Origin of the sequence: Kitasatospora sp. NPDC057015 (assembly GCF_042673745.1) — a bacterium.
Classification (GTDB): Bacteria; Actinomycetota; Actinomycetes; order Streptomycetales; family Streptomycetaceae; genus Kitasatospora.
In genome coordinates, this window is the sequence record NZ_JBHUSG010000028.1 from 76,881 (window position 1) to 100,677 (window position 23,797).

24 protein-coding genes are annotated in these 23,797 nt (G+C 72.4%); 10 read left to right on the top strand and 14 right to left on the bottom strand.

All coding sequences use genetic code 11. The annotated features are described in order from the left end of the window. Nucleotides 1-872: 872 nt before the first annotated feature. The 3 genes from ACFTWP_RS24410 to ACFTWP_RS24420 all read right to left on the bottom strand — a co-directional run bounded on the left by ACFTWP_RS24410 (nucleotide 873) and on the right by ACFTWP_RS24420 (nucleotide 4,634). Nucleotides 873-1,640 (bottom strand): hypothetical protein, encoded by a 768-nt coding sequence (locus tag ACFTWP_RS24410; protein ID WP_380266859.1) that lies wholly within the window; start codon nucleotides 1,638-1,640, stop codon nucleotides 873-875. Between the two features lie 261 nt (nucleotides 1,641-1,901). Continuing rightward, entirely contained in the window at nucleotides 1,902-3,062 is a 1,161-nt protein-coding gene (locus tag ACFTWP_RS24415; RefSeq protein WP_380266860.1) for a toll/interleukin-1 receptor domain-containing protein, read from the bottom strand. A 195-nt stretch (nucleotides 3,063-3,257) separates the two neighbouring features. Then, nucleotides 3,258-4,634 (bottom strand): helix-turn-helix domain-containing protein, encoded by a 1,377-nt coding sequence (locus tag ACFTWP_RS24420; RefSeq protein ID WP_380266861.1) that lies wholly within the window; start codon nucleotides 4,632-4,634, stop codon nucleotides 3,258-3,260. Nucleotides 4,635-4,869: 235 nt separating this feature from the next. Between ACFTWP_RS24420 and ACFTWP_RS24425 the strand changes: the two genes are divergently transcribed. Then, the gene (locus tag ACFTWP_RS24425) at nucleotides 4,870-5,370 is read left to right on the top strand and encodes a hypothetical protein (protein ID WP_380266862.1); all 501 of its coding nucleotides are present in this window, start codon (nucleotides 4,870-4,872) and stop codon (nucleotides 5,368-5,370) included. A 139-nt stretch (nucleotides 5,371-5,509) separates the two neighbouring features. Here the strand turns inward: ACFTWP_RS24425 and ACFTWP_RS24430 are convergent, their stop codons facing one another. Both ACFTWP_RS24430 and ACFTWP_RS24435 read right to left on the bottom strand, forming a co-directional pair. Then, nucleotides 5,510-6,514 carry a hypothetical protein gene (locus ACFTWP_RS24430; protein ID WP_380266863.1) on the bottom strand — a complete coding sequence of 335 codons (1,005 nt, stop codon included), beginning with the start codon at nucleotides 6,512-6,514 and terminating at the stop codon, nucleotides 5,510-5,512. A gap of 458 nt (nucleotides 6,515-6,972) precedes the next feature. Continuing rightward, nucleotides 6,973-7,650, bottom strand: a complete 678-nt coding sequence (locus ACFTWP_RS24435; RefSeq protein WP_380266865.1) for a TetR/AcrR family transcriptional regulator — start codon at nucleotides 7,648-7,650, stop codon at nucleotides 6,973-6,975. Between the two features lie 170 nt (nucleotides 7,651-7,820). Here ACFTWP_RS24435 and ACFTWP_RS24440 point away from each other — a divergent pair, with 170 nt between their 5' ends. From ACFTWP_RS24440 to ACFTWP_RS24450, 3 genes are read left to right on the top strand one after another with little or no spacing between them, the layout of a single operon-like run. Further along, nucleotides 7,821-9,284, top strand: coding sequence for a purine-cytosine permease family protein (locus tag ACFTWP_RS24440; protein ID WP_380266866.1), 1,464 nt, complete (start codon nucleotides 7,821-7,823; stop codon nucleotides 9,282-9,284). Further along, a complete protein-coding gene (locus tag ACFTWP_RS24445) occupies nucleotides 9,277-10,404 on the top strand; it encodes a DUF917 domain-containing protein (protein WP_380266867.1) in 1,128 nt (375 codons plus the stop codon). Before ACFTWP_RS24440 ends, ACFTWP_RS24445 begins: the two co-directional genes overlap by 8 nt. Next, nucleotides 10,401-12,011 (top strand): hydantoinase/oxoprolinase N-terminal domain-containing protein, encoded by a 1,611-nt coding sequence (locus ACFTWP_RS24450; RefSeq protein WP_380266868.1) that lies wholly within the window; start codon nucleotides 10,401-10,403, stop codon nucleotides 12,009-12,011. Before ACFTWP_RS24445 ends, ACFTWP_RS24450 begins: the two co-directional genes overlap by 4 nt. A gap of 229 nt (nucleotides 12,012-12,240) precedes the next feature. Here ACFTWP_RS24450 and ACFTWP_RS24455 read toward each other — a convergent pair whose 3' ends face one another. Beyond that, complete coding sequence (locus tag ACFTWP_RS24455) at nucleotides 12,241-13,191, bottom strand: GNAT family N-acetyltransferase (RefSeq protein ID WP_380266869.1); 951 nt, start codon at nucleotides 13,189-13,191, stop codon at nucleotides 12,241-12,243. Between the two features lie 185 nt (nucleotides 13,192-13,376). After that, nucleotides 13,377-13,841 (bottom strand): redox-sensitive transcriptional activator SoxR, encoded by a 465-nt coding sequence (gene soxR / locus ACFTWP_RS24460; RefSeq protein ID WP_380266870.1) that lies wholly within the window; start codon nucleotides 13,839-13,841, stop codon nucleotides 13,377-13,379. A gap of 90 nt (nucleotides 13,842-13,931) precedes the next feature. Between soxR and fdxA the strand changes: the two genes are divergently transcribed. Then, nucleotides 13,932-14,276 carry a ferredoxin gene (fdxA, locus tag ACFTWP_RS24465; RefSeq protein ID WP_380266871.1) on the top strand — a complete coding sequence of 115 codons (345 nt, stop codon included), beginning with the start codon at nucleotides 13,932-13,934 and terminating at the stop codon, nucleotides 14,274-14,276. 175 nt (nucleotides 14,277-14,451) lie between these two features. On the opposite strand, the gene ACFTWP_RS24470 is transcribed toward fdxA, so the two are convergent. From ACFTWP_RS24470 to ACFTWP_RS24480, 3 genes are all read right to left on the bottom strand, one after another. Further along, nucleotides 14,452-15,132 carry a GNAT family N-acetyltransferase gene (locus ACFTWP_RS24470; RefSeq protein ID WP_380266872.1) on the bottom strand — a complete coding sequence of 227 codons (681 nt, stop codon included), beginning with the start codon at nucleotides 15,130-15,132 and terminating at the stop codon, nucleotides 14,452-14,454. Nucleotides 15,133-15,312: 180 nt separating this feature from the next. Then, nucleotides 15,313-15,459 carry a hypothetical protein gene (locus ACFTWP_RS24475; protein WP_380266873.1) on the bottom strand — a complete coding sequence of 49 codons (147 nt, stop codon included), beginning with the start codon at nucleotides 15,457-15,459 and terminating at the stop codon, nucleotides 15,313-15,315. Between the two features lie 473 nt (nucleotides 15,460-15,932). Then, nucleotides 15,933-16,406 (bottom strand): hypothetical protein, encoded by a 474-nt coding sequence (locus tag ACFTWP_RS24480; RefSeq protein WP_380266874.1) that lies wholly within the window; start codon nucleotides 16,404-16,406, stop codon nucleotides 15,933-15,935. Between the two features lie 231 nt (nucleotides 16,407-16,637). Between ACFTWP_RS24480 and ACFTWP_RS24485 the strand changes: the two genes are divergently transcribed. Next, entirely contained in the window at nucleotides 16,638-17,168 is a 531-nt protein-coding gene (locus ACFTWP_RS24485; RefSeq protein ID WP_380266875.1) for a suppressor of fused domain protein, read from the top strand. A gap of 20 nt (nucleotides 17,169-17,188) precedes the next feature. Here the strand turns inward: ACFTWP_RS24485 and ACFTWP_RS24490 are convergent, their stop codons facing one another. Further along, on the bottom strand, nucleotides 17,189-17,602 hold the full coding sequence (locus tag ACFTWP_RS24490) for a hypothetical protein (RefSeq protein ID WP_380266876.1): 414 nt from the start codon (nucleotides 17,600-17,602) through the stop codon (nucleotides 17,189-17,191). Between the two features lie 169 nt (nucleotides 17,603-17,771). Then, nucleotides 17,772-18,611, bottom strand: a complete 840-nt coding sequence (locus tag ACFTWP_RS24495; protein WP_380266877.1) for a DUF4190 domain-containing protein — start codon at nucleotides 18,609-18,611, stop codon at nucleotides 17,772-17,774. 160 nt (nucleotides 18,612-18,771) lie between these two features. On the opposite strand from ACFTWP_RS24495, the gene ACFTWP_RS24500 reads away from it, so the two are divergent. Then, entirely contained in the window at nucleotides 18,772-18,993 is a 222-nt protein-coding gene (locus ACFTWP_RS24500) for a hypothetical protein (RefSeq protein ID WP_380266878.1), read from the top strand. Nucleotides 18,994-19,085: 92 nt separating this feature from the next. Next, the gene (locus ACFTWP_RS24505; protein ID WP_380266879.1) at nucleotides 19,086-20,270 is read left to right on the top strand and encodes a HEAT repeat domain-containing protein; all 1,185 of its coding nucleotides are present in this window, start codon (nucleotides 19,086-19,088) and stop codon (nucleotides 20,268-20,270) included. 35 nt (nucleotides 20,271-20,305) lie between these two features. Here ACFTWP_RS24505 and ACFTWP_RS24510 read toward each other — a convergent pair whose 3' ends face one another. Next, nucleotides 20,306-20,716, bottom strand: coding sequence for a DUF6262 family protein (locus tag ACFTWP_RS24510; protein WP_380266880.1), 411 nt, complete (start codon nucleotides 20,714-20,716; stop codon nucleotides 20,306-20,308). 166 nt (nucleotides 20,717-20,882) lie between these two features. On the opposite strand from ACFTWP_RS24510, the gene ACFTWP_RS24515 reads away from it, so the two are divergent. After that, nucleotides 20,883-21,278 carry a hypothetical protein gene (locus ACFTWP_RS24515; RefSeq protein ID WP_380266881.1) on the top strand — a complete coding sequence of 132 codons (396 nt, stop codon included), beginning with the start codon at nucleotides 20,883-20,885 and terminating at the stop codon, nucleotides 21,276-21,278. 456 nt (nucleotides 21,279-21,734) lie between these two features. Here ACFTWP_RS24515 and ACFTWP_RS24520 read toward each other — a convergent pair whose 3' ends face one another. After that, nucleotides 21,735-22,508, bottom strand: coding sequence for an SDR family oxidoreductase (locus ACFTWP_RS24520; RefSeq protein ID WP_380266882.1), 774 nt, complete (start codon nucleotides 22,506-22,508; stop codon nucleotides 21,735-21,737). Between the two features lie 159 nt (nucleotides 22,509-22,667). Between ACFTWP_RS24520 and ACFTWP_RS24525 the strand changes: the two genes are divergently transcribed. Beyond that, nucleotides 22,668-23,525 carry a helix-turn-helix domain-containing protein gene (locus tag ACFTWP_RS24525; protein ID WP_380266883.1) on the top strand — a complete coding sequence of 286 codons (858 nt, stop codon included), beginning with the start codon at nucleotides 22,668-22,670 and terminating at the stop codon, nucleotides 23,523-23,525. Nucleotides 23,526-23,797: the final 272 nt, after the last annotated feature.

Here is a 23,797-nt window from a genome sequence, read left to right on the forward strand (position 1 = left end):
CGTACCGGCGTACCGGCGTACCGGCGTACCGGCGTACCGGCGTACCGGCGTACCGGCGTACCGGCGTACCGGCGTACCGGCGTACCGGCGTACCGGTGTACCGGTGTACGGCGGGGGCTTGGCCATCGGGCAGCAGGGCAGCCCGAGCCCCGCGCCACGACTCGGCAGTCCCCCCGCACAAGGAGGACGGATTAGGCAGGGAGATCTTCAGCAGGCACTGCCGAGCGGGCCACCGGGCAGGGCGGTGCCTTGGGTCGTCACGCTCCAGACTCGCTCTGTTAGCGCTAACAAATCTGACGGTAGATCGAACAGGGGGCGGGTGCTTGAGTGCCACAGACGCTAGGCCGCCACAGCGGGACGCGCAAGGGTTTCTGCCAACTCTCCCGAAGTGGCCCTGCACGCAAGGCCGTTCGGGACTCCTCGGAACGCCCCGCGCCGATCACCTGTCCCGGTCGAGCCGGCCGAGGCTCCGCCGCGGCAGCCAGGCAGGTGGGCATGAGCCTCGCAATGCCCAGAACACCCATCGCCCTGTGGGGTGTTGGCCCCGTACTCCTGCGAGTGTCGGCCCGGCCGCATGCGGAGCCACCGTCGACCGAACCGGGCCGATCAGCCCGGCGTTACGGCGGCGAGTGCCGACAGGTCCCGCACCAACTCGGGCCCCGGTCGCGCGGGCACAGTGGAAGTTCGGGGCGAAGTCACGCAGTCGCAGCCGGTGCCCCCGGTGCAGGGCGGCACGGAACTCGCCGCGCCGGGCGTGGTCGAGGAACAGCGGGTACTCCGAGGCACCGTCACCCGGGCCGGCCTCGCACTGCCACCAGAACGGCGTCGGAACCTGCCGGCCCGGCCGGCGCGCAGGGGTGCGGGGGTGCGGGTCAGCCGGTGGTGGGGGTCAGGTCGTCCCGGGTCTCCAGGTAGGCGCAGAGCTCGGCCCAGCTGGCGACCGTGCGGCCGTTGGGGGACGGGATCAGGGGCGGGACGGGGTGTTCGCCGACCAGGATCAGTCCGGCGTGTTCGCGTTCGGCGCGGCCGTCGTCCCTGATGATCACCTCGGTCCGCTTCCACCGCGGGTGGTAGCGCCGCTCGGGGATCTCCGCCAGGTCGGCCGCATCGGGCAGGCCGGGGCCGGGGTGGTCCAGGAACCGGATGACGGGGCCGGTCGAGCAGCCCGCGTCCGCCAGCCCGACCACCCGGAGGAGGTACGGCCGTCCGCTGTGCGCGCGGTAGGCGTAGACCCGGCCCGGGACGGCCCGCGCGGGCTGCGGGCGGCGGGCGCGCAGCGGACGCGGTTCGGGCTGCGGGCCCTCCAAGCGGGCCCGCACTCGTCGCAGGACGGCGGCCCGACGGCGGACTTCCGCGACGCCGGCTTCCTGCCAGCGGTCCAGGTCACCGCCTGAGTCCAGCAGGGTCAGGGCTTCCCGCCGGGCGGCCTCGGCCAGCCGACCGAACCGGGACTGGGTGTCGGCCAGGGCCAGCCGGACCACGGTCCGCTCGCCCGGGTCCGCGAGTTCCTCGGCGAAGGCGCTCAGTACCCGCGCCTCGGCCTCCTCCGCATCCGCCCCCGCCTGCAGGGCATCGCGATAGGCGTCACGGACATCGCACGCGGTGTCGTCCGAGTACAGCCCGGTCCCGTTCGTTCCCACGCTCGCCGGTCCTCCCGCCGAAAGCCGCACCCGCGCCAGGCACCGGTGGTCGGGCCGGTGCACGGGCGATCACCTGCACGAAGTCTCGCACCCCGCCGTCGCAGGCCCTGCCCGACCCCCCCGCTCACCGGCACCCGGCGAGCACCGGGCTCCGGGCTCCGGCCGCTACGATCCGGATTCGCGAGAGCTACAGGGTGGACGAGGCAGCGGGCTCGGACCGGACTGCGCCGCCCGCCCGGCCTGCGGGCGCCGGGCGCGTCCTCAGCCCTCCCGCAGGTCGCGGACCAGGCGGCTGACGGCCTGGTGGAGGGCGAGGCCGTCGTCACGGAAGTCCGGGATGTGGTACTCGCGGATGGTGCGGGCCACGTCGTAGCCCGCGTCCGCGTCGAACAGTTCCCAGCGCAGCAGCCGCTCGTGGGCGACGATGCGGATCGGGAAGAGCTTGCGGGTCCCGCTCTCCCGCTCCGCCCGCACGGCTCGGCCGATCTCGGTCGCCACCCAGTTGCTGGCCATGCTGGCCTCGGACAGGACGAGGATCATCCGTCCGCGCCGCTGGATCTCCTCGGTCACCTGTTCCAGGATCGTGCGGCCGCCCCGGATGTCGTGCGGGGCGAACCAGGTGTCCACGCCGTTGGCTTCCAGCTGGTCGCGCAGCTCGGTGGCGAAGGACTCGTCGGCGGAGCTGTAGCTGATGAAGACGCTGGGGCGGGCCGGCTCGCGGGAGCTGCGGGCGGTGTCGAGGTAGCCGCGTACGGTGTCCGGGTCGGCGCCGGCCCGGACGAGGAACCGTTCCAGGCCGGCGAGGTCGCGGGTCAGCTCCCGGACGGCCTCGTCGTCCCGGAGTTGGTCGCGGGCGAGGTCCAGGGCCCGGCTGTTGAGGATGAAGGAGGCCGCGATGGTGCGCTCGTCGATCCGGCAGAGCCCGTCGACGACGACCGGATCGAGGGTGGTGGCGACGAGCTTGGCGTCGGCGAAGACGTTGAATCCGAAGTGGGCGCCGTCGAAGCGGGCGCCGCGGAAGGTGACCTCGTCGAAGACGGCCTGGACGAGGAACGCCTCGCGGTAGTTGCCGCCGAACGTCCCGCCGCGGAAGGTGGCCTTGTAGAAGTCGGCGCTGCGGAAGGCCGCCTGTTCGAGGTCGCAGTGCAGGAACCGGGCCTCGATGAAGCTGGCCTGGATGGCGTTGATGCGGCGCAGGCGGCAGCCCCGGAACTCGCAGCGGTCGAAGGTGCCCAGGGCGAGGACGCAGTCGTCGAACTCGCAGTCGACGAAGACGGCGTCGCTGAGATTCTCCTGGCCGAGCCGCAGACCGGTGAACGTCCGGCCCTCGAACCGGCGGGTTCCGGCGGCGTATTCGGCAAGCAGTGCTCGGGTGGCCCGCTCCCCGCCGCCGGCGTCGGTGTCGCGGTCGGCGTCGGTCATGGGAGGCTCCCGGGGTTCCTGTGGACGCGGAGCTGGCGCCTTCAACATAGCACCGGGGCAGCGCAGTTCGGGCGCCGTTCGGAGCGCCGGGGAGGCGGCGGGGTGCCAGTGCGCGTTCCTCCGCCCCGGCGCGGGGTGGCCGCGAACGGCGCCCCGGCCCTGCGAGCTGCAGAGCCGGAGCACCGTTGACGCCGCTCAGCTCGTGAGCGGGGCCCAGCCGTGGTCCCCGTACCAGTAGTGCGGCAGGTCCTTGGTGCCGCTGGTGCGGAACGGGAGGCCGTGGTCGTCGATGCGCTCGGTGCCGGTCCGGCCCAGCGAGGACCAGTCGAGTTCCAGGTACCAGCGGCAGTCGCAGGCGACCGTCCGGGCGTCGACCAGCAGCACCTCGGGGTCCTTCGAGGACACGCGGTAGGGCATGCGCGCGGCCGGGGTGCCCGGTGCGCCCTCGGTGCCCTGGACCGATCGGGCGATCGGTCGGTCCAGGTCCAGGTTCACGGCGAACGTGCGGGGGTCCAGGTCGCCGCCGCAGCCCTGCCCCGTCGCGTAGACGGTGCCCTTCACCGGGGCTGCCCGTTCCACGACACGGACCCGCAGCGCCTCCAGGACGACGGCCTCGTCCGTCCGCCCCTGTACGGAGATCTCCACGAGTGTCTGGCCGCCGTGCACCGCGCCCTGATTGCGCGCCCACGGCGTGGCGTCCTGCGGAGCCGGGGGTCGCGGCACCTGCTCGGGTGCCTTGTCGATGACGTAGTCGTGATCGCAACCGACCTCCCAGAGCTGGGAGTTCACCGTCCAGGCGAGGGGTGTGACGGCGGGAGCGGCCGCCCCGGAGGGATGCACGGCCGGGCTCGACGAACGGTCACCCCCGGCGGAGGCGGACACGGCCGGGGAGCCGGGCCGGGCGCCCGGCGTCTTCGCGGCGGTCGTGCCGGACAACCGGTCGCCGCCGGCGGCCGAGGAGGAGAGGCTGCCCAGGACTGCGACCAGCGCGGTCACGACGGTCGCGGTGACCACGGCACGGCGCCGGTACCAGTTCCGGCCCGAGGCCGGACGCGGGGGCGAACCCGAGGCCGGACCCGAGGCCGCATCATGCACGGGTGACGAACCGGGGTTCGTCGCGGCGCTCCCCCCGGGACCGGGCGGGAGGCCGGTCGCCGCTGCGGGCGCGGAGTCGGCGGCCGTCGCGGACGCGGAGTCGGAAGCGGAAGCGGCGGCCGACGCGGGAGCGAACCCCGCCGCCCCCTCGGCCCGGTGGCTCCCGCTACCCGCCGAATCGGGTCCGGCGACCTCCGGTACGGACCGCGTCACCGCCCGGGACCGCTGTCGGGCCGCCACCGCCAGGACCCACCGCCGGTGCAGCTCGATCCGTTCGGCCGGACTGGCCCGGCACATCACGGCGAACCGCTCCACCGGGGCGAAGCCGAGCGGCACGGCCTCCCCCGTGCAGTACCGGTGCAGCGTCGAGGTGCTCATGTTCAGGCGGCGTGCGAGCGCCGCGTAACTGCGGTCCGTGCGGCCCTTCAGACGCCGCAGCAACGCCGCGAACTCCTCCACCTCGTCCTGGGACGACACCCGGTACCCCTTCCTCGCGTCCCAGGACGGCATCCCAGGCACTCCCCATAGGGAGAGGTCAGGAGGCCTGGGACGGTTCCACCGTTCCGGACGGGGCGCCGGCCGTTGTGCCCGGACCGCGGGGCCGCGGATGCTCCTGGTGTCGCCGGGGCCGCCCCCGCACCACGAGGGTCGAGGGGCCGCCCCACACCCGGCGACGCACGTCCGAACCCATCGAAACCGGGGAACCACACTGATGAACAGCAACACGACCACCCGCAGGCGCATCCGCCGCACCGCTCTGATCGCCGGCCTCGTCGCCACCGTGGCCCTGCCCCTGGGGCTCACCGCGTCGGCGCAGGCGACCACGGGAGCACCGACGGCCGGCGCCGCGGCGCAGCGGACGGTGAGCGGCAGGGCCTCGGACGACCTCACCCGGGTCGCCGACTTCTACGGGGCCTACATCGACGCCCGGCTCGACTCGGAGAACGGCGGGCTGGCCACCGAACTCCGCGCCTTCTACGTCCGGCCCGACTACCTCGGTGAGGTGGCGAAGTGGGAGGAGCTGAACCAGGCGGACGGCATCCTGCGGGCGCAGAACGTCCCGCTGACGTGGACGGTCCGGGACACCGGCGCCGCCGGCCGGGTCGCCGTCACCCTCACCTGGGGTCAGTCGGTCACCACCAGGCTCGTCGTCGACCTGGACCGCAACCACAGGATCACCCGCATCGGCGTCCCGGGCGTCGGCGGCAACTGACCGCGGCCGCGCTACGGGCCGGGCCCGCCCACCGCGGGCCCGGCCTGCCCTCCCCGGCGCGCTGGGCAGGGACGTGCGCCGGGCCCGGGAGACCGGTGTCGGCGTCCCGGGCGCGGCGGCTCCGTCCTCCCGGCTGGTGTCAGAACTGCCGCGAGGGCTTCCAGCTGACCACGCCGTTGTACTGGGAGGCCAGGAGGTAGACCGTGGTCGCGTAGGCGACGAGGGAGATGGCGCTGACCACCCGCCCGGTGTTCTCGGCGTCCCAGTAGCCCTGCCATCCGCCGGTCGAGAAGATCGACGTCAGGGAGATCTGGTGGCTTCCCAGGCGGCGTGTGGCGAGCTGCCCGTTCGAACCGTCCGCCATCGCCACCGCGGGCTGCCCGTCCGCCGCGACCCCGGGCAGGACGTCGTGACCCCACCACCAGCCCTCACCCCAGGACTGGCGGATGAGGTTCATCTGGCTGTCCGTACCGCGCCAGGCGAGGACGGTGATGTTGGTGCTGCGGCTGAAGGCGAGCGCGGGGGCGGAGTCGCTCCGCGCATCGGTGACGCGTGCGGGGTTGCTCCACTGGTTGCTCGTCCCGCTGAAGAACTGGCCCCAGATCTCGGTGCTGCTGGCTCCTCGGAAGGCCAGGTAGATGCTGTTGTTCGGGAGTGCGGCGGCCGCCACGGGGAAGTTGTTGGGCGTCGCCGTGCCGTTGGGGACCTGGTTCCACCACGGCTGGATGTTGGGGAGGTGGTTCACGCCGACGGTCGACACGTCCGTGTAGAAGACGAACCCGTTGGTGCCGGTGTGGAACACCCGGAAGACCGCGTTGTCGCCGGTCGACCACCGCCACACCACCGCCGGGTTGGCGTACGTGGTGGCGCCCGGCATCGGCGTCACCCGGCCGTGGTTGACGGACAGGTAGATCACGTTGTCGTAGCCGCGCCACGTCTGGATGAGCACCCCGTTGTTGGGGTCGCGCGCCTCGACCATGCCGCCGGCGGTCTGGACCGCCACGTTGTTCTCGACTTCCTCGCTCCAGCTGACGCCCTCCCCGTTCTGCGTGGCGAACGCCGAGGAGTTGGAGAGGAAGAGGACGGAGAAGGCCGTCAGCATGGCGACGGCGGCTATCCGCCATCGCTTAAGGGAGAGGTTCACTCGGACTCCTGGCCGTGGACTCGGATGAGGGACGGGTGCGGCGCGGCCTCGGGAGGACCGACCACCGGTGGTCGTCCTGGCTGCCCGCAGCCCCACTGTGCTTCCTCGCAGCACGTCGACGCATCCGACATCTGACGGCACGTGAGTCATCGGCCCGTTGAGTCAGATGACTCACCGTCGGGGCCGAGCCCCGCGGCCGCCCTCGCACTGACCGGTTCGTCGTGTTCAGGGGGTGGGTTCGTGTCGTCGCACGGGGTGGCGCCGGCGGAGATCCCGGAGGAGGCCGCGCGGTCGCCCGGGCCGTCCGCGTCCGCCTCGACGCCCGGCCTACCGGCAGACCCCTCGCCCCACCCGCGTCTCGACCTTCGCAGCACTCGGCCCTGCCGGATGGGATCCGGCGGCAGCGGCCCGCGCGGCTCGCGCAGGTGAGGCCCGGAGGGCGGCGGAGGAGCCCGGGGTCAGGCCGGCGTGTCCCCCGGTGCGGCAGCGGTGGTGCCGACGGTGTCGAACACGGTGCTGAGGGCTTCCGGGGGGAGACCGAGTTCCTTCTCGGCGAAGCGGGCCATGGTGCGACGGACGTCGACCAGGCCGCGGTTGACGCCGAGAGTGACGTGGATGATCACGCCGTCGAGGGCGGTGAGCAGTTGCCAGGCGACCGCGTCGGGGTCGTGCGGGGCGAAGGAGCCGTCGGCCAGGCCGCGGGCGAGGAGGCCGGCGACGCGGGCGTGGCCGGCGCGCATGATCCGGTCGACGCCGTCCTTGACGGCGGGGCTGCGGTTGGAGCGGCACCAGGCGTCGAGCCAGAGCCTGGCGTGCTGGTCGGGTTCGTCGGAGACCCAGGCGAGCAGCAGGGTGCGCAGGCTCTCCACCGCGCCGTCGGCTTCGTCGACCCGGGCGAAGACGGCTTCCAGGGTGGTGCCGGCGGCGTGGCCGAAGGCTTCGGCCTCCAGGGCGTCGACGCTGTCGAAGTAGTGGTGGACCAGCCCCCGGGTACAGTCCGAGGCCTCGGCCACGCTGCGGTACGTCACCTCTTCCAGGCCTTGGCCGAGTGCCACCCGCGCCGCTGCCTCGACGATCCGGTGGCGGCGCTCGGCGGGCGACAGGCGCTTGACGCGGGGCTGCTCGACGGCGGTCATGGATCACTTCTACGCCAGTGGGAGCAGGTGGGGCAAGCTTCGGCGGCACATTGTCGGCCTGGAGGCCAACAACTGTTGACAGGAACTTTCGACCATGGTGCACTTCCCGCACTCCAGCTTGTTGGCCTTCGGGCCAACAATGCTGTTCCCCCACAAGCGAGGCGGAGAGCATGGACTCCAGACACCCCCTACCCCCCGACCCTGCTCCCGCGCTGGCCCCGAACGCGGAGCTCGAAGACCTCCGGGACGGCAACAGGGCTGGCCGGATCGAGGTTCGCGGCATCGACCGCGTCCCCGACAACGAGCGGCACGGCCGTCCGCGTGACCTGTTCTGGGTGTGGTTCGCCGCCAACATCACCTACCTGTACTTCCTGCTCGGTGGCTTCGTGCTGCTCATGGGCCTGAACCTGTGGCAGTCGATCGCGGTGGTCGTGGTCGGGAACCTCTACTGGGCGGGCGTGGGGACGCTCGCCGTCAGCGGCCCGGCGTCGGGCACGCCCGGTGTGGTCGTCACGCGGGCGATGTTCGGGATCCGCGGCAACCGCCCGCTGTCCGCCGGGATCGGTTGGCTGATCGCGGTGGCCTACGAGGCCGTCAACCTCGCGCTGGGGGCACTGGCCGGCTTCGCCCTCGCCGCGCACCTCGGCCTGTCGGTCTCCACGCCCGTCAAGGCCGCCATCCTGCTGGTGATCGCCGCCGCGACCTTCGTCATCAGCGTCTACGGGCACGCGACGATCGTGCGGGTCAGCCCCTGGTTCACCGCGCTGCTCGCCGCCGCCATGGTCCTCCTGGCGGTGTTCGTGATCGGGCACACCCGCACCGACTACGCCCCGCCGCAGCCGCTGCACGGCAGCTCGCTGCTCACCGCGCTCTGCCTGGGCGTGGCGCTGATCGCCGCCGTCCCGCTGTCCTGGGCCAACGGCGCCGACTACGCCCGCTACCTGCCGGCCACCACCTCGAAGCGCGACGTCCTGCTCAGCACCGCCCTCGGTGCGTTCGTCCCGGCGGTCCTGCTCGGCGTCCTGGGCGTGCTGGCCGGTACCAGCATCGACATGGGCGACCCGCAGACGAACCTGGCCGCGATCGTGCCCGGCTGGTTCTACCCGGTGTTCCTGTTCGTCGTCGTGTTCAGCTCGCTGACCAACAACGTGCTGACCGCCTACTCCTCCGGGCTGTGCCTGCAGTCGGTGGGCATGCGCGCCAGTCGCTCCCGCACCGTGCTGATCGACGCCGCGCTCAGCGTCGGCATCGCCGGATACGCGCTGTTCGTCAGCGACTTCATCGACTCGCTCAACAACATCCTCGCGGTCACCGTCGTGATCCTGGCGCCGTCGATGGCCCTGTACGTCTGCGACATCGTGCTGCGCCGCAACCGCTACGACGGAGTGGCCCTGCACGACGAGACCCCGACCGGCCGCCACTGGTACCGCGCCGGGTTCAACGTCGCCGGCACCCTGGCCTTCGCGCTCGGCGCCGTCGCGTCGCTCCTGTGCGTCAACACCACCGTCTACCAGGGCCCGCTCTCCCGGGCGATGGGCGGCGCCGACCTGTCCTTCCTGTCCGGACCGCTGGTCACCGCCGCCGTGTACGCGGTGCTGTGGCGTCGGAGCGAGCGAGGAGCCGACCGTGGCTGACACCCTTCTGACCCGGACGGACCTGCCCGACCTGGCTCTGGGCTGCGCCGTGTTCGGCACCGGCGGGGGCGGCGACACCGCCGCCGACCTCCTGGCCGCCGACCACGCCCTCGCCGTCCACGGCGACGTCCCCCTGATCCGCTTCGCGGACCTGCCGCCCGACTCGCTGGTCCTGCCGCTGTCCATGATCGGCGCACCCACCGCGGGCCTGGAGATGCTCGGCAGCGGCCGGGAGGCCAGCACGCTGCGCGCCGAGGTCGAACGCGCCACCGGGCGGCCCGTCGCCGCGGTGATGGCCCTGGAGATCGGCGGAGCCAACGGACTCGCCCCCGTCGGCTGGGCCGCACAGCTCGGCCTGCCGCTGCTGGACGCCGACGGCATGGGGCGTGCCTTCCCCGAGCTGCAGATGGTGTCCATGCACGTCATGGGCATCCCCACCGACACCGTCTTCATGGTCGACGCACTGGGCAACACCGCCGCCCTGCGCCCCGTCGACAGCGCCTGGTCCGAACGCTGGGCGCGCGCCCTGTGCGTCGCCTCCGGCGCCTCCGCCCTCATCGCCGACTACCAGCTCACCGGCGACGACGGCCACGCCGTCATCCACGGGTCCGTGTCGCGCGCGCTGCGGGTCGGCCGGCTGCTGCGCACCGCCGAACACCCCGTCGACGCCCTGGTCGCCGAGCTCGGCGCCACCCGCCTGCTCACCGGCACCGTCGAGGACGTGGTCCGCGACACCGGCGACGGCTTCGTCCGGGGCGCGCTGCACGTCCGGGGTCACGGCACCGACCAGGGCCGCCACATCACCGTGGACCTGCAGAACGAGAACCTGGTCGTCCGGGAGGACGGGACGGTCCTCGCCGGCGTCCCGGACCTGATCGGCGTCCTGGACACCGAGACCGGCATCGCCATCGCGACCGAGGCGCTGCGCTACGGACAGCGGGTCACCGTCCTGGCCTGGCCCTGCGACCCGCTGTGGCGCACCCCTCGCGGCCTGGAGACCGCCGGGCCGGCCGCCTTCGGCTACGCCCACCCCTACGTGCCGGTCGAGTCCACCACCCTCCCGGCCGAGTCCACCACCCTCGCCGGCCCCGCCGTGCACGAGAGGCAGCCCGCCCGATGACCACCACCGGCCACCCCCGGAAGCCCCTGCGGATCGGCATCGACGTCGGTGGCACCCACACCGACGCGGTCGCCCTCGACACGGACGACCGCATCCTCGCCCACACCAAGCAGCCCACCAGCCCGGACATCACCGCGGGCGTCCGCGCCGCCGTCGACGCCGTCCTCGAACTGCTCGGACCGGACGACGCCCGCAACGTGCGGCAGGTGATGCTCGGCACCACCCACGCGACCAACGCGGTGGTCGAGCGCCGGAACCTGGCCCGGGTCGCGGTGATCCGGATCGGACGCCGGATCACCTCCGCCGTTCCCCCGCTCACCGCCTGGCCGGCCGACCTGCGCGACGCCGCCGTGGCCGGGACGGTCATGGTCGACGGCGGATACCTCGTCGACGGGCACCAGGTCGCCCCGGTCGACCGGGACGAGGTCCGTCGTTTCCTCCACCAGGTCGCCGGCCGGGCCCAGGCCGTCGCCGTCACCGGTGCGTTCGCTCCGATGTACCCGGACCAGGAGCACCTGGTCGCCGAACTCGTCCGCGCCGAACTGGGCGCCGGGACGCCCGTCTCGCTCAGTCACGAACTCGGCTCGCTCAGCCTGCTGGAGCGCGAGAACGCGACCACGCTCAACGCCGCCCTCGGCCGGGTCGGCGCCCAGGTCGCGGACGCGCTCGACCAGGCCCTGCGCGAACACGGCCTGGACGTCGCCGGCTACCTCGCCCAGAGCGACGGCACGCTGATGGAGGCCGCCCACGCCAGGCGCTTCCCCGTCCTGACCATCGGCTCGGGCCCCTCCAACTCCCTGCGCGGCGCCGCCCTGCTGACCGGCCACCAGGACGCGATCGTGATCGACGTGGGCGGTACGACCACCGACCTCGGCGTCCTGGTCGACGGCTTCGCCCGCGAGAGTGCCGCCGGCAGCCTCATCGGCGGGGTCACCACCAGCCTTGCCATGCCCGACGTCCTGTCCCTCGGCTACGGCGGCGGCACCGTCATCCACCCCGACCGCGTCGGACCGGAGTCGGTCGGCCACGCGATCCGCCGCCACGGGCTCGTCTTCGGCGGCGCCACCCCGACCCTCACCGATGCCGCCGTACACGCCGGACGCAGCACCACCGGTACCCGCTCCCGGCTCCTGGACCGGCCCACCGAGCCGTTCCGGCGGGCGATCACCGCCTTCGACGACGATCTCGCCCACGCCGTGGCCCTCGTCTCCCACGGCCGCCGCGACCAGCCCGTCGTCGCCGTCGGCGGCGGCGCCGACCTCCTCCCCGACACCGTCGCCGGACGCACCGTGGAGCGCCCCGGCCACGGCGGCGTGGCCAATGCGGCCGGCGCCGCCATCGCCCTCATCAGCGGCGAGTACGAAACCCTGATCCCCGCCGGCCCCGGCCGCGGCGAAGCCCTCGCCCGCGCCCGCACCGAGGCCCTCGCCCGCGCCCGCACCGAGGCCCTCACGCGCGCGGCGGCCGCCGGCGCCGCGCCGGAACACACCACGATCGTCCGGATCCGTGAAGTCCCCCTCAGCTACGCCGGACAGCCTGCCGTACGCGTCACCGTCAAAGCCGCCGGACGCCTGCGCACAGGCCCACCACTCCCCCGTCGACCGTAGAAGCCCGCCAGCCGTCGCCTCCCGGGTTCGTCAGGGACGGTCGGGTCGCCCCGCCGCCTTGAGCACAGTGCTTCCGGGCGCGGACGCTGGTGGTTGCCTCCGCCCTGCCGGATCTCGTCCGGCAGGGCGGAGTGCTGCCAGGGACGCAATGCGGGTGGGGGCGAGGGGTCCGCCGGTGGGCCGGGCGTCGAGGCGGGCGAGGTCGACGGAGGCGATCCCGGCTCGCACGTCAGGCCGGACGGACCAGCTCCCAGGTGTCCACCGCGAAGTCCAGCGCCATGCCGTGCCGCTCGTAGAGCGCCAGGGCGCCCGAGCTGTTGTCCGTGTCGACGCCGAGGCCGACCCGAGTCCGGCCGAGGGCGGCGTAGTGGGCGAAGAAGTGCCGGAGCAGGTAGCTGCCGAGCCCACGCCCCCGAGCAGTGGCGAGCACGCCGAGGTTGGCCGTCCATCCCATCGTCGTACGGTCGTTGCGGGTGCGGATCGCGGCCGCGTCGACCCCGTCCAGGGTGGCGATCCAGACCAGCGACCAGTCGGCCCGCTCACCGTCGATGTCGTCCAGCCACTGCTCGTAGCTGCGCGGCTGGAAGTCGAAGTGCTCGGCGAAGCTCTCCTGGAGCAGCCGGTGCGCGATCCGCCGGTCCTCCTCGTGCGTGCAGTCCCGCAGTGTCACGCCGGCGGGCGGAGCGGGCAACGGGTTCCCGGAGGGCTCGACCTGACGAGCCAGCACGTTGTACCGGCGGACCGGGCGCCAGCCCCGGCCGCGCAGCGCCTCGGTGTCGACGGCGGGCTCGGTGTTGAGGTGCATGTGGACCACGGCGCGGTCCGCGCCGTTGCCCGCCGCCCGCTCGGCGGCCCGGGCCTCCATGAGGTCGAACAGGTGCCGCGCCCCGGCCCGCTGGTCCGGCAGGACGTACTGGCACATGTCGATCCGCTCGGCGCCGGAGTCGTCCCAGAGTAGGCCGTAGCCGACCAGCCGGACGCCTTCGTGGAGCAGCCAGGAGTCCCGCTCCAGGTCTCCCTCGGGGTGCCTGAGGTCGGCCTCGACCTCGTTCAACTCGGTGTCCGCCCGGCCGATCTCCAGCAGATCGATCTCGTTCAGCAGTGCACAGACGGCCTCGGCGTCGCCGAGGGTCGCCGGACGTACCGTCAGGTTGGCGGGGAGCGTCCCAGTCGTGGTCATGCGGGTGACCCTTCCATCACCCCGGCGGCACCGCGAACGAATTTCGGGTCGCCCTGGACGACGCTCGGCACATGCCCGGGCCTGCGGTACGAGCGCCGGAGGCCGCCCGGTCCTCGCTCTCCGGCCGGTGCGGCGAGCATGCGCACCTCGCTGCGGACCGTCCGACCCTCACAGCCGTTCGACCCTCACAGCCGTCGGGCGCCGGCACCGTCCTCGGCGAGCGTGTCGCCGGGGTTCAGCAGAGCGCAGGCCTTCATCGAGAGGCATCCGCAGCCGATGCACCCGGTGAGCTCGGCCTCCAGACGCTCGATGGTCTGCCGGCGCTCCTCCAGGCGGCGCTTCCAGCCACGCGAGGCGCGCTGCCACTCCTGGTGGCTCGGCGGACGGTCGAGCGGCACGTCGGCGAACGCCTCCCGGAGGTCCTGCAAGGGAATGCCGATCCGTTTGGCCACCGAGACCAGCGCGACCCGGCGCAGCATGTGCCGCGGGTAGCGGCGCTGGTTGCGGTCGTCGCGTTCGGACGCGATCAGTCCGAGTTCCTCGTAGAACCGCAGGGCGGAGACGGCCGCCCCGGTCCGCGCGCTCACCTCGCCGATGCTCAGCCAGTCGTCCGGGCCGGCCCCGGCGTCGCCGGAACGGTAGCTCGTCATGGAGATCCTCCTGTTGACCTCAAGCTTACTTGAGGTCATACGGTCGGCTGCATCGGAACGGCGAGCAGGACCGGAGAGGACGGCAGTTCAATGACGTTTGTGATCGCTTTGCCCTGTGTGGACGTCACCGACAAGGCATGCATCGACGAGTGCCCCCTCGACTGCATCTACGAGGGTGACCGCATGCTCTACATCCAACCGGACGAGTGCATCGACTGCGGCGCCTGCGAGCCGGTGTGCCCCGTCGAGGCGATCTACTTCGAGGACGACACTCCGCAGGAGTGGCAGCACTTCACCGCCGTGAACGCCGAGTTCTTCGCCGACCTCGGCGCCCCCGGCAGCAGCGCGAAGCTCGGTCCGATCGGACGGGACCATCCGCTCGTGGCGGCGCTGCCGTCCCAGGTGCCACCTGAGTCGGACGGCCGGCAGATCTGACCGGGGATCTGACGGGATCTGACGGCACGGTACGAGGTCGGGTACGCACCGGAGCCGGACACGGACGCCCCGACGATCCGGACCGCCTTCCCGAACCACCGTCCCGCGGCCTCCCGGGTGCGGGTCGCCGGGTCGCCGACCGTGTCGGCCCCGGTGATCCGCACCCGGGATCCGGCTACGAAGCGGGCCGTCGAGGATCCGTGGCGCTGTCGTCCGGCACTCCGAACATCGGCAGGCAGGGCGACAGGCCACCGACCGAGACGGGGACGCGCTCGTGCGACTCCCACCGGGCACGCGTCAGCCTCAGCCGCCTCGTGGTCGTCGGCCGACCACGGACCACGTGACGGTCGATGCCGTCCAGTTCGTAGCCGTGCTTCTGGGAGACGGCGAAGGAGGAGGCGTTGTCCTCGAAGGCCCCCGACGTCGCCTCCAGCGCGTTCAGACCCACGAAGGCCAGATGCAGGACGGCGGCCCGCATCTCGGTGCCGATCCCCTGCCCGTGGAACCGGGCGCCGAGCCAGGAGCCGGTGCTGACCTGCCGCAGTACGGCGAAGTCGCGGGCGGCGACGCTCTGCAACCCGACGACCCGGCCGTTCTCGAAGACGGCGAGGTTCAGGGCCCAGTCGTCCGGCGCCCAGTTCCCCTGGCGCAACCAGTGGTGCTGCACCACCGAGCGGGCCCGTTCTGCCGGCGGCAGGTCGGTCCACGGCACGAGGAAGGGCATGCGGTCCGGCGCGTGGACCCCCTCCGCCGCCAGGTCGGCCAGTTCGGCCAGTTCCTCGTCGCCGGGCAGGCGGAGCTCCAGGCGGCGAGTGGTCAGACGAAGTCCCAGCAGAGGCCAGTGATCGATCAGCATGCGTCATTCTTGAGGACGGGGGCAGCTCCGGTCATCCGATTTCCGGAGCCGGACCAGCCAGGACTTGGGCTGGTTGCCCGACCCGGTTCGGGGCCCTTGCAGCGCAGTCGGACACTCAGCGCCCATGGCCGTCCGGCAGTGGCTCGCCGCTGCGACTGTCCGGCCGAGCCCGGCCGGAGGTCAGCGATCGGCGATTCGGCGTATCCGCTCACTCCGGACGAGCGACACGAAGCCAATGACGAAGAGCACGACGACGGCCGCCTGGTGCGCCGTGTCCTTCCAGAGACGATGGATCATCCACTGGGTTATGCCGTCTGTAGCGTTCACGCCGGTGATCGTATGCCGGAACTCTGCAGGTGCGGGAGGAGGGGTCGACGTTCGCGCAGGCGAAGGCCGCCCCCCTGGACAGATCCGACGTCCAGGTCGGCTCGCCCCCGTCGCTCAGCCGGGCCGGCGAACTGCATGGTGCTGTTCGCCCTCGGCGTGCTGTCCACCGTTTCGTGTGCGCGGGCCATGACAGAGGCTTACTCCGGTGGGCCGATCGAAGTCGCCTGCTGCCACCAGTGCACCGCCCGGACCGCGAGAACGTCGTAACGGTGGCACCGGTTCGGTGAAGGCGGGCCGGTCTCGGCCGACCGATACGGCTGGCGCGGTTGCCGAGACGGCGGTTGCGGGGATCTGCCGGACGCCTGACGGCCGTCGCAACCCGCCGATCCGCCGGCCCACCGTTGCGCCGGCCCGTCGATCCGCCGGTGAGGAACGCGACCGGGGTTCTCGGAGCCGTGTCGGGCGCAGCCGGGCTACGGTGCGGCGCGGTGAGAGGCGGCGAGGCGCTCGGCCGAGGCCACGATGAACGCCGACACCGCGGCTGCGAACTCGGCCTCGCGGTCCTTGAGTTCGGCGAGGTCGGCCGCGTCGCGCAGCACGTCCAGGTGCGCGAACGCGGCGTCGGCGAGCGGCTCGGGCCGGCCGGAAACCAGCTGCAACCGGAAGCGCGCCGTCTCGGCCAGGGCGCCCAGGCGGTCGGCCTCGGCGAGCGCCAGGTTGAGTTCGGCGGAATCCGATCGTCGCAGCCAGGCGGCGACGACCGCGCGCTTGAGCTCGGTCACGGCCGCGGCGAACCCGCTGCACGCCGCCAGACGTTCCAGGCGCAGCCTCTCCTCACGCGCCATCGCCTCGGTCCGCGCGGCGCTCCGCTGCTGGTAGAAGTAGGTGCTGAAGGACCCCAGCAGGGTACCCAGGACAGCGATCAGGCTCCCAAGAACTGCGCTCATACGGAAGAGCTGACCAGATGCCGAGCCCGATCCCAAGCCCGCGGCAGGCCAAACAATCACCCTCGGTACTCCGCGACCGGAGGTCAGCCTGACTGGCACCCACCCCGTCCGATCGCTACTGTCCAGGGGATCAATGGCCATCGCCGGGCCTGACGTGCTCGGAGGTCGGACGGAAGTGCCTGATGCCGGGGCTCATAGACCACCTGGAGAGCCGACTCGGGCGCATGATCGGTGCCTGGTCGCCCCCCGCGGGCGCAGCGCAGGGCACTCCTCAGGTGGCGTGCTTCCGCGAGGGTCGGCTCCCCGGCGTCCAGGCGTTCGCGACGGTCGGGCTCTCCCGTACCCCGTTGTGGCACCCGCGTTCGGACCGCCACTTCCACCTGGAACTGCTGGCCTGCGAGAGCACCAGCCGCCCGAAGGGCTACGGGCACTTCCCCGCCGTACTGGAATACGTCGCCGGGCAGCTGGCGGCGAGCGGCGAGCGGCGAGGCGATCCTCCGCGGCGACGTGGTACCGCTTCCCGCACCGCTGCCCGGCGGAACCATGACGTCGCTCTACGCGGGGCTGCCCGTCTACTTCGACGAGGACTTCTTCTCGGTCACCGTCGAGAACGGCAGTGGTGTCGCCGTCGTCTGGCTGATTCCCGTCACGGCGGACGAGGCCGCCTTCATCCAGGACAAGGGCTGGGAGGCCTTCGAAGACGCGCTGGTTCGCCAGGACCCCGATCTCCTCGATCCCGACCGCCCCCAGCTCGACCTGTGAAATCCTCAACCAGGCCCGCGCTACCTGTCGACGTCCACCGGGATCCCGCGGAGCCGCAGCCGTGTCTTCAGGAACTCCATCTCCACCAGGGTGCCCTCCACACCGTCGCCGCTCAGCTGCTCGACGAACCGCCGGGCCTGCGGCAAGGACACCCCCGAGACTTCGCGGAAGACCTTCATGGCCTGCACGAGACTGGGCACCGACCCGACCAGCCGCAGTCTGGCGGCTCCGTTCGCTGCCAGCAACGCCTGCCGCCACCCATCGTCCGGCGCCGCGCCCGGCCCGGCATGCTCGCACCGATAGGTGCCGCAACCGTCGCAGGTGAATTCGGCGTCCCACCACAACTCGCCGAAGTCGATGAACTGATTCACCTGCCGCACCGCCATCTCACCGCACGCGCAGAGCACCGCGATCTTCACCGTCTGGCCGGCCACCCCGACTCCCTCCGTCCAGCTCACACCCTCGGATTCCCGCACCGCGGAGATCCTGCGCGACCGCCTTCGAGCACGGGCGTCGCCCCGCCGGAACCAGCGGACCTGGGCTCCGGCCCCCCGGGCGAAGTCGTCCACCCCGCCGCTGCTGACCCGGCCCGCTGACGCCAACTCAGAGCGCGCCGGTCCACCGGACGGGCAGGGAGGTGAACCGGTCCGGCAGGAATTCGACCTGGACCTGGCCGAAGTCGGCGGGCTGCAGCGCGAAGGTGCGATTGCCGACCACCTGCTGACCGGGCTTGAGGGTGCCGTCGATCGCCCTGTGGCTCCCGGGCCCCTCGTAGAGGTCCTCGGCGTCGCCGTGCGGGCCCTTCAGGTAAAGCATGCCCGGGTGCATGGCGCGCGGCTCGGCCGTGGTGTTGACCACCGTGACCACCACCCGCACCGCCTGCACACCCGACTCGGCGGGAAGGACGTCCAGGCGCGGGGCGCCGGTCTCCGGCTTGGCCACGGTGATCTTCAGGCCGTCGGCGGTGGTGTAGCTCTGACCGAAGGTCAACTGACGGGCCTTCTCGTCGGCCGCCCGGCTCTGCTGCTTCGCCCGATCCGCCTGGACGGACCGGTAGACCGCCACCCCCATGAAGGTACCCACTCCGCTGGAGACCAGCAGCGCGAGCACCCCGAGGATCACCCCGGCCATCGCCGCGCCCCGGTTGGTCGCCGCACCGCGGCGGCACAGCCGCAGCCCGATCACCCCCAGCACCACCGCCACCAGGGCGAGCAGCCAGGCGAACCAGAACAGGACCAGCGTGAGCGCCAGCACCATGCCGACGATGCCGAGCACCATCGCCGCAACGCCCAGCCCGTTCCGCGGCACAGGGCCGGGCACCGGGTACGACGGCCAGTGGGCGGGGGCAGGCGCCGGGTACGGCGCGCCCGGTGCCGGGGCGGAATCCGCTACCGGGGCGTGCCAGGGGTCGGTGGACTCCGGCGGCGGGGCTTGGGTGGTCACGTGCGATCCTTCGAGTGATCCGCGATCGGAAGGACGAACGTATCAGTCACATGATCGGCACATCTCCACCGCCTCACCCCTGCCGCATCGGTCCGCCCCCCGACCAACGTGGCCGCCGGCCCGCTGCGCGGGACCATGACTGTGAGGGCTAGAAGCGGAGTTGTACCGGCACTGGAACCGCGGTCTGAACCTCACTGACGGTTGCGACACCAGGCGCGAGGTCATCCTGTCGGAGGCTGTCGCGGCACCGCAGGCCGAGGCCGGGTGCAAGCTCACCGGCGGCGTCCGGGAGTCGTACTACGACGGCGTCGAGGTGGACGCGGCGGCCGGCCTGGACGTCGACCACATCTTATCCGCACCTGCGACGGATCACCGTGGATGAAGATGCTGGTGACTGGGTCAACGGCATGCCGCCGACAGCTCTCTGGCGTCCCGACTACGGGGACTGTCAGTGGGGTGGGTGATGCTTCTCCTGTGACGCTCCAGGACGAGAACCCGATCGACGGTCAAACCGCCGGCGATTGCCTGCCTGATCCGCGTTCTCTGATCGAGGACACCGACTGGTCTTCACTGGAGCACGCTTACGGACCGGCGCAGGACACGCCGCTGCGCCTGATCCAACTCCTGGCCGAGGAGCCGGAGGTCCAGGCCGAGGCATTGGGGCTGCTCGACATGTCGGTCCTGCACCAGGATTCCTTGTACAGCGCCACGGCGCCGGCCGCACTGTTCATCGCCACGATCCTGGACGACCCCCGCACGCTGGCCCGGCACGAGAGCTACTTTCCTTGGGACGACCGCTCCCGGCCGCTGCGCGCCGCCCTGCTCGAATGGCTGGGCCGGGTAGCGGACTCGGCCGCCTACGGCGAGAGGACCGGCGCGGAAGACGGCAACGACCCGGGAGCCACCGACGCCGTCAGAGCCGTTCGCGGACCGATCTGCAACGCCGTCACCGCGCACCTGCTCGCCCCGGACCCAGCCGTCCGGGAGGCTGCCCTCGGCGCTGCCACCGCACTCTTGCAGGCTCCAGACCTGGCCGGGCGGATCGTCACCACCACCCAGTTTCTCCGACGTCTACTCGCCGAGAGCACCGACCGGCGTGAACGCGCAGCCACGGTTCTGACGATCGGGGCCTGGGGCGAGGACACCAGCGAACTGCTCACCGATCCCGACCCCGCCGTCCGGGCCTACGCGGCGCTGGCACCCGGCTGTATCGGCAACACCCAGGCAACGCAGGTGATCCTCAATGCCCTGCTCGAACCGGCCACCGTCGACTCCTGGCTCCCGGAGCCCACCGCCGCCGACCCCTGGATCGTGGACCCGTTGCCGCAGATCGAAGGCCGTCTACGGCACGCCCTGCTGTCTGCGGCCATCGAACGCACCGACGACTTCGAGGAACTGCTCGCGGTCGCCGTAGCCTGCGTGCCCTTCTGCAGCAACCTCACCATCGGCGACGACTGGGGCCCCCTGCTGGCTGCGGCCTTCCCGTCCGGCTACAGTCCGGGGGCCGAGCTCACACCCGCCCAGCACCGCTTCCTCAGAGCGCTCGCGGACCGCGATGTGTGCTGGCGATATACCCACCTCATCGCGTCCTGGTTTCAGGACATCGGCCTTCCAGCAGACCAGGATGCCATCAAGGCGCTTCTGGAGCACACTCGTTGAGAGACCCTGGGCGTCACGTCGGAAGCCGCCGGGAATCACTCCGGTTCGTACCGGGCCAGACGGCGTCGAAGTTCCAGGTTCTCGCCGTGGGCCACCTCCAGGGCCTTCCGTAGCCGCGCGATCTCCTCACGGTGGGCCCGCTGCTGCTGTGAAAGGCATGCGCTCAGGGCTCGTACGGCCGCCGAGGTCGACGACGGCGCTTCGGCGTCCGCCTGACGCACTCCGGGAACCCGGTCAGCTTTCGCACGGTGGCGTTCGACCAAGATGCGGATCTCGGGGTGCCTGTAGAGAAAGTCGGTGCTCACGCCTGCCACCCGGGCAACGGCAGTGAAACTGACGGGCTGGCCGGCCCCGACAATGTGGGCGAGCGCGGTCCGGGCCCGCTTGTCGGCATCCGCGGTTCGCCCCTTCGCCGCCTGGTGAAGATGCTCTGGCAACGGGCTCAAGGCGGGCGCTCCTCGCTGTGGTCAAAGGACGGTCCCGCCCGGTCGGGTGCGCCAGCTCCTCGCACCGCGCGAATGGTTCCGCCCTCCTGCACGCCGACCTGCTCGACGGCGACGAGGACCTTCGTGAGGGCGCGCGCGGGTCTCAGCGAGTCGTCCCACCAGCCAGATGTTGTGCTACAAGAGCTTCGACGGCAGCCTGGTGGCCAAGTACACCGACGACTCCGCCGGGACCCTGACCATCGGCGGGGCCTGGGGCACCATCACCGACCCCGATGCGGTGGCGGCGTCCGCGACAGCCGCGATGCAGTCCCCGCGGAGCACCTGGACCAGGCCGCTGACCGACGCCGACGCCCAGGACCCCCACGACCCGCACAGCAGCCTCAAGTGCGGAGCCTCAACCGAGGCGATGATCGTCATGACCACATGCCTCTGGGTGAACCACTACACGGCTGGCTCAGTCACCTTCACCACCTGGATCGACGGTCAACTCGCCCCCCTCGATCAGGCTGACGCCGCAGAGCGCACCCGCCGCATCCGCGACACCATGACGATCCCCGAGTAGCCGCCGCGCCCGTCGGGTCGGCCGTCCCCAGACGGTGGTCGAACTGGCCCGTCGGACACCCTCTCCGTGGGCACGTGTCGCGGTCGCCCGCGAGCTCGTCGGGCTGTGTCTCACGGCTCATGGATCGTCGGCAGGACTCCGGCGGCCGTGGCCAGGGGCTTCTTCCTCCTGCGAGTGCTCCTGCAGCCCGTGACGTGACTTCGGGATTCCTGAACCAGCGGGACCTGCTGTCGGTGGTCGGCATCGAGGCCGACCTCGGGTTGGTGGCGCCGCGAAGGCCGCTGTCGAGGCGAAGCCGACGGCCGCCCGCACGGACCGGTTCGCCTGGGCCTGGTCGCCTCGCCGTCTTCGTCGAGCGGAAACGGCATCCCCGGATCCCCACCCCGACAGTGGTCCACGCTCGCCTCCAGTGACAGACTCTGACTGTCCATCACTGTCGTCCCCAGTCCTCAATGCTCAGGTGAAGGAGCGGGTCGCCAAGATTCCACCGTCCACCGGGAGCGTCACCCCGGTGATGTACGAGGCCCGGTCGCTGAGCAGCCAGGCCGCGGCCTGGGCGACCTCGGTGGCGCTCGCCGGGCGGCCGAGCGGGGTGAACCGGGCGACGGCCTCACCGAAGGCCGGACCCGCGGTGAACAGTGGCTCGGCGGACGGTGTCCTGACCACCCCGGGCGCGATCGCGTTGGTGCGGATGCCGTGCCGGGCGTAGTCGGTGGTGGCGGCCTTCACCAGTCCGGTGAGACCGTGCTTCGCCGCCTGCTGGGTGCCGTCTCCGAAGCCGCCGACCAGCCCGCCGACTCCGCTGCACAGCACGATCGCCCCACCTCGGCCGCCCGCGAGCATCGCCCGCAGCTGGGCCCGCATGCAGAGCCAGGTGCCGCGCAGGTTGACCGCGTGGACGGCGTCCCAGTCCTCCTCGGTCCGGTCCGCGAGCGGGGCGGGCATCGGCCCCGACCCGGCGTTGTCGAAGGCGGCGTCAAGCCGGCCGTAGGTGTCCAGCGCGGTCCGCACCGTCCGCTCGGCGCCCTCCGCCGTGGCGATGTCCGCGGCAACGGCCACCGCCCGGGCGCCGCGTGCCCGCAGTCCGGCGGCCAGCGCCTCGACCTCGGGCCCGGTCCTGGCGGCGAGCACGAGCAACGCGCCCTCCGCCGCGAACAGTTCCGCCGCAGCCGCGCCGATGCCCCGGCCCGCGCCGGTGATGATCGTGACCTTCCGGTCGAGAAGTCCCATACGACGAGCCTCCCCCGGCGGAAGCAGCCGTACCAGCGGCCGGATCGTCCCAGGCCCGGGAGGCCGGGCCCGGCGTTCCCAGCCCGTGGGAGCCCGGTCCCGCAAACGGGGTCTGCCAGGTCCTGGATACGGCAGCCGCACTGTGACAGCGTGTCAGACATGTCCGAGACCCCGTTCAGCGCGTTCCTGCGCGCCCGCCGCCTGGGCCTGCTCCCCGCGGACGCCGGGCTTGCGACCGGACCGCGCCGCCGCACACCGGGGCTGCGCCGCGAGGAGGTCGCCGTGCGTGCGGGCATCTCGGCCGACTACTACGCCCGGCTGGAACAAGGCCGCCAACGGCTGCCGACCGGCGCGGTGCTCGACGGGATCGCCGCCGCCCTGCTGCTCACCGAACCCGAGCGCGGCTACCTGCACCGCCTGGCCCGCCAGCGGACCGCGCCCACGGCCGCCGCCACCGACGGACCGCCAACCGTCGACGCGACCGCCACCGCGTTGCTCGCCTCGCTCGACCGCTCGCCCGCCTTCGTCACCGGCCCCCGCTTCGACCTGCTCGCCTGGAACCCGTACGCCGCCGCCCTGATGGCCGGCCCGGCATCCCGGCCCGCGCTGGAGCGCAACCTGCTCTGGCAGGTGTTCTGCTGCCCGTACGGCGCCGCGCTGTCCGCGAACCACGCACCCACCGGGTCCATCGGCGCCGACCTGGTCGCCGGACTGCGCGCCCAGCACGCGGACCGCCCGGACGACCGCGAGCTCGCCGCACTGGTCGCCCTGCTCTGCGCCCGCAGCCCGCAGTTCGCCGCTCTCTGGGCCCGCCACCGGGCCGCCCCGCCGCGCCAGGGCCGCCTCGCACTGCACCACCCGGACCTGGACACGGAGATCCTCGACTACACCGTCCTCGGCCTTCCCGGAACCGGCCGGCACCTCTTCGTCTACCTGCCCCCCGCGGGCCCGCGGGAGCGAGACCCCTTCCGCCGCCTGGGTGAGCGCCCGGCGGCCAGGCCGGCAGCCCGAGCGTGAACGGCCAGGGCGGCGCCGGGCGGTGGAGCCACGGCAGGGCCGCCGCCCGGTTTCGGACCCCAGGTGTTGGCCAATGTCCGGCACGGTCGAAGGCAACGTAGACCGAACCTCTACCCGCTCTAACTGGTCCGGGCAGTCACGTTGACCTGGCTGTTTCCGGTCAGCGAAGTGACGAGATCGCCCGGCTGCGGGTGGGCTGCATCCGCTGGCGGCATGACGGGGCCACCATCGCGGGTGACCCCGAAACCCGCCGCGGACGGGCGCCGCGGCAG

Bases quoted from the DNA above. Each gene is read 5' to 3' on its own strand.
- ACFTWP_RS24450 (WP_380266868.1), top strand. From the start codon at position 10,401: ATGACCACCACCGGCCACCCCCGGAAGCCCCTGCGGATCGGCATCGAC.
- ACFTWP_RS24440 (WP_380266866.1), top strand. From the start codon at position 7,821: ATGGACTCCAGACACCCCCTACCCCCCGACCCTGCTCCCGCGCTGGCC.
- fdxA (WP_380266871.1), top strand. From the start codon at position 13,932: ATGACGTTTGTGATCGCTTTGCCCTGTGTGGACGTCACCGACAAGGCA.
- ACFTWP_RS24470 (WP_380266872.1), bottom strand. From the start codon at position 15,132: ATGCTGATCGATCACTGGCCTCTGCTGGGACTTCGTCTGACCACTCGC.
- ACFTWP_RS24455 (WP_380266869.1), bottom strand. From the start codon at position 13,191: ATGACCACGACTGGGACGCTCCCCGCCAACCTGACGGTACGTCCGGCG.
- ACFTWP_RS24480 (WP_380266874.1), bottom strand. From the start codon at position 16,406: ATGAGCGCAGTTCTTGGGAGCCTGATCGCTGTCCTGGGTACCCTGCTG.
- ACFTWP_RS24525 (WP_380266883.1), top strand. From the start codon at position 22,668: ATGTCCGAGACCCCGTTCAGCGCGTTCCTGCGCGCCCGCCGCCTGGGC.
- ACFTWP_RS24435 (WP_380266865.1), bottom strand. From the start codon at position 7,650: ATGACCGCCGTCGAGCAGCCCCGCGTCAAGCGCCTGTCGCCCGCCGAG.
- ACFTWP_RS24520 (WP_380266882.1), bottom strand. From the start codon at position 22,508: ATGGGACTTCTCGACCGGAAGGTCACGATCATCACCGGCGCGGGCCGG.
- ACFTWP_RS24515 (WP_380266881.1), top strand. From the start codon at position 20,883: ATGTTGTGCTACAAGAGCTTCGACGGCAGCCTGGTGGCCAAGTACACC.
- soxR (WP_380266870.1), bottom strand. From the start codon at position 13,841: ATGACGAGCTACCGTTCCGGCGACGCCGGGGCCGGCCCGGACGACTGG.
- ACFTWP_RS24425 (WP_380266862.1), top strand. From the start codon at position 4,870: ATGAACAGCAACACGACCACCCGCAGGCGCATCCGCCGCACCGCTCTG.
- ACFTWP_RS24415 (WP_380266860.1), bottom strand. From the start codon at position 3,062: ATGACCGACGCCGACCGCGACACCGACGCCGGCGGCGGGGAGCGGGCC.